The sequence below is a fragment of the Succinimonas sp. genome, from assembly GCF_045225735.1.
Lineage (GTDB): Bacteria > Pseudomonadota > Gammaproteobacteria > Enterobacterales > Succinivibrionaceae > Succinimonas.
Genome location: NZ_JBGVBR010000255.1, coordinates 1 through 3,903, shown reverse-complemented (window position 1 = coordinate 3,903; position 3,903 = coordinate 1). Strand labels below are relative to the sequence as shown.

Here is a 3,903-nt window from a genome sequence, read left to right as displayed (position 1 = left end):
CGTATGTTGTTCCTCTGGTATACAAGCACTTTGGTCTCAGGCCTCCATACTGACCTGACCATAAACCCGTTTTTTGTAGGTACACTCAGGCTCTGGAAATTGCTCCGGTCGAAATCGAGGCTTTGTACAATGCCTGGATTCTGGCCGCCAAGCTGGTGAAGAGCGGCGCTCTGATACCGCAGATTTACGAGCCGGTGGATGATTTCTTTGCCGTGCGCTGGATTCCGGCAGTGATGTCGAAAGAGGTGCGGGATATTGTAACGGCGGTCGGGCGTTTCTTTATGACCATTGACAACACCGTCATCAGCGTAGCCCGCCGGCCGGAGAACATGAACCCCTATGTTCTGGGCGAAATGATTCTGAGCATGTATCTCGGGAGCTATATCACCAAAGCTTTTATCTAGCTCCATGATGATTATGCCAGCGAGGATCTTCCCCTGGAATGTCAGAGCATATTCCTGGGCAAACTGGTGGATCTGGAAGAGGGCTTCCATGCCAGAGAGAGCGTCAAGAAGCGTTTGGAGTCCTGGATTGCTCCGATTTACCTCCAGAATCTCAAGGTGCAGCCGGTTATTATTCTCGAGGATCAGTCCGCCGCGGCGCTGGCAGAAGTGATTAATGAAGCCCGAACTGTTTACGAAACTGAAAGCGACGGGGATGCCGATATCGACCTTGAATCATCTCCGGTTTATCAGGCTGACAGAGGAGAGGTGATTACTGCGCCGGAAGCTGATGAGGCAGACCAGACGGAAGCCAAAAAAGGCCACAGAAGGGGCCTGTTTGACAACACTATCGGAGTTCAGATTTCCATGGGCTTTAATCGTCTGGATCAGCAGGGGACTCCCGAGGATACCTTCATTCCGCTGTCCGAGATTATTGAAAACCGGGAGTATCAGAAAATCCGCTTTGAATGTCTGAGAACAGTGGCCCGCCTGAGTTCCGTATGTCCGCCGCTTACCGAGCTTCTGGAAAACCGGGGCGGGGTGGGGATTATTGCCCTTGATGATCTGGCTCCCATTATCCAGTCTACCATTCCGGCCATGAAAATCCTTGGCGTCAGACTGATTGTGCCGAAGGCTCTTAAGTCGGTTCTTTATCCGAAATCTTCCATGACGGTGTCCATGAAAGACAGATGGGACGACGGTACGGGATTCACCGGGATTACCGATCTTCTGGATTTCGACTGGAGTATTGCACTGGGGGATCGTTCCATTTCCCCGGAGGAATTCGCGGATCTCCGGCTTCATGAGGGCAAGGTTGTCAGATTCGGCGAGTCTTTTGTTTATGTCGACCCCGCTCTTACTTCCCGTATTGCCAAAAAGCTTGCCTGCGGCTCTCAGGCTCCCGGCAAGCAGCGGCTCATGGCCGCCGCGCTCACCGGACGTTTCGGCGAAGACAATGTGGCAATTACAAAGGAGCTTCGGGACTGCCTTCAGAATATTCTTTCTGAAAAGAGCATTGAGGTTCCTCCCACCTTTAAGGCGCAGCTCAGACCATACCAGCTCAGAGGGTATAGTTGGTTTACCAAGAATCTGCGGACCATGATGGGTTCTATTCTGGCCGACGATATGGTACTGGGCAAGACCGTTCAGGTCATTGCCGCCATAGAAAAGCTGCGCTATGACGGAGAATTGCGGGACAAGCAGGTTCTGGTGGCGGTGCCGGTTTCGCTTCTGGTAAGCTGGGACAAGGAGCTTGCCAAGTTTGCTCCTGAGCTCAGGGTCAATACCTTCTATACCGAACGGGATCTTTCGAAGCCCGCCGATGTCGTGCTGACCTCCTACGGCGTTCTCCGATCTGAAAACAAGCTCTTTCAGAAGCTGAAGCTGCGTCTTATCGTTATTGACGAGGCTCAGAATATCAAGAACACCCGGTCGCAGATTTTCAAGGTGGTACGTTCCATCAAGGCGGATTCCATGATTGCCATGTCCGGTACCCCGGTTGAAAACAGGCTTCTTGAGTACTGGTCGATTATGGATTTTGCCAATCCGGGACTTCTGGGTTCTGCGGAGGCCTTCAAACGCGAATTTGCCAACCCGATTGAGCGTACCAGGGATCCGGCTGCCGTGAAGAGCTTCAAGCTGATAACGGCTCCGTTTATCATGAGACGTCTCAAGTCTGACAAGTCCATTATCAGCGATTTGCCGGACAAGATAGTGATCGACAAGTACTGTACGCTTACTCCGGAGCAGGTGGCTCTCTATCAGGAGAAGGTAAATCATTCCATGCTTGTCATGGAGGAGCTTGATTCATTGCAGCGCAGTTCGGTGGTGCTCAATCTGATCCGCAGTCTCAAAATGATCTGCAATGCTCCGGCTCATTATTCTCAGGAGGATTCGCATCAGGATGCCAGATATTCAGGGAAGATGGAGGTGCTGTTTGATCTTTTGGACGACATGTTTGAGAACAACAAGAAATGTCTGATATTCACTCAGTTCAAGGTAATGGGAGATCTGCTGCAGAAATGGATCGAGGAGAGAACCGGTTTCCGTCCCGAGTTTATTCACGGAGGACTCTCGGCTTCCGAACGGGCCGCAATGGTTGACAAGTTCCAGAATCGCCGCGATGAAAGATGCATGATTCTGTCTTTGAAGGCTGCCGGAACAGGACTTACACTGACGGCGGCATCAGCAGTAATCCACTATGATCTGTGGTGGAATCCGGCTGTGGAGGATCAGGCAACCGACCGGGCTTACCGCATCGGACAGAAGGAAAATGTTCAGGTCTACCGGCTGATCTGCGCCAATACCTTTGAGGAGAAGATCAACGATATTATCAAATCCAAGAAGGATCTGGCAGATATTGCCATAAATGTCGGTGAAAAGTGGATTGGAGATCTGTCCAACCGTCAGATAGAGGAAATCTTCGCTTTCTCAACAGAAGAAGCCGAGAAGGAGAAGGCTCAGAAAGACCTCAGGTTCTGATATCACGGGGGACGGCCGTTTTCGGAAAGAGCATTGATTAACAAGGGATAATCAATTTACATGGCAGGGTAAACTGTCCTGTGAAGAGATATTATCAGAAATCAATGCCGCAATCGTTAACGGCCCATTCGCTAAATATCCTGATACCGGAGAGGGCTCAGTATGAGGAGCAAAAAGTGAGCAAGTACCAGCCGCCGTTTCACATGACGGACAAAATAATTAATTTGACCGCTGCTATCAGTGAGCAGTTAGGGCAGATCAAAATTTTGTCCAAAGGCAGCATTACTCCTCATCTCAGAAAAGAGAACCGTATAAGAACAATTCATTCCTCATTGGCCATTGAACATAATTCTCTCTCGTTAGAACAGGTTACTGCTATTCTTGAGGGTAAGAGAATTCTCGGCAATCCTGTGGAAATCAGGGAAGTTAAAAATGCCTACACAGCTTATGAGATGATGCTGACCCTAGATCCTTATTCTGTTGATGATCTGTTAAAGGCTCATAAAGCGATGATGAATGAACTGATTTCTGAAAGTGGCAGATTCCGAAGCGGCGGGGTTGGAGTTTTTAACGGCAAAGATCTTGTTCACATGGCTCCGCCGGCAAATATGGTTCCCGGTCAGATGCAGGATTTATTCACTTGGTACAAGACATCTGAAATCCATCCCCTCATAAGAAGCGCCATCTTTCATTATGAGTTTGAATTTATCCATCCGTTTGCTGATGGAAACGGGCGCATGGGAAGGTTGTGGCACAGCCTTCTGCTGGGCCGCTGGAATGAGATATTCTATTGGCTGCCTGTGGAAGATCTTATAAGATCACGGCAAAACGAATATTATGAAGCTCTGGGTAAATCAGACAAAGATGCTGACAGCAGCGCTTTTGCAGAATTTTTATCGAGCTGTTTCATATTAGCTGTTGCAACTAATTAACATGTATTTATGCAGCAGCTTTTTGACTGCCCTGAATTGCCGTTGTC

The 3,903-nt window shown here is 49.3% G+C and carries 3 protein-coding genes; all 3 read left to right on the top strand.

Translation table 11 applies throughout. From position 1 onward, the window contains the following. The first annotated feature begins 122 nt into the window (after positions 1 to 122). The 3 genes from ACJROR_RS09175 to ACJROR_RS09165 all read left to right on the top strand — a co-directional run bounded on the left by ACJROR_RS09175 (position 123) and on the right by ACJROR_RS09165 (position 3,856). Positions 123 to 404: a hypothetical protein gene (locus ACJROR_RS09175; RefSeq protein WP_406546841.1), complete on the top strand. Its 282-nt coding sequence runs from the start codon at positions 123 to 125 to the stop codon at positions 402 to 404. A 66-nt stretch (positions 405 to 470) separates the two neighbouring features. Next, entirely contained in the window at positions 471 to 2,924 is a 2,454-nt protein-coding gene (locus tag ACJROR_RS09170; RefSeq protein WP_406546840.1) for a DEAD/DEAH box helicase, read from the top strand. Between the two features lie 176 nt (positions 2,925 to 3,100). Further along, entirely contained in the window at positions 3,101 to 3,856 is a 756-nt protein-coding gene (locus tag ACJROR_RS09165) for a Fic family protein (protein WP_406546839.1), read from the top strand. Positions 3,857 to 3,903: the final 47 nt, after the last annotated feature.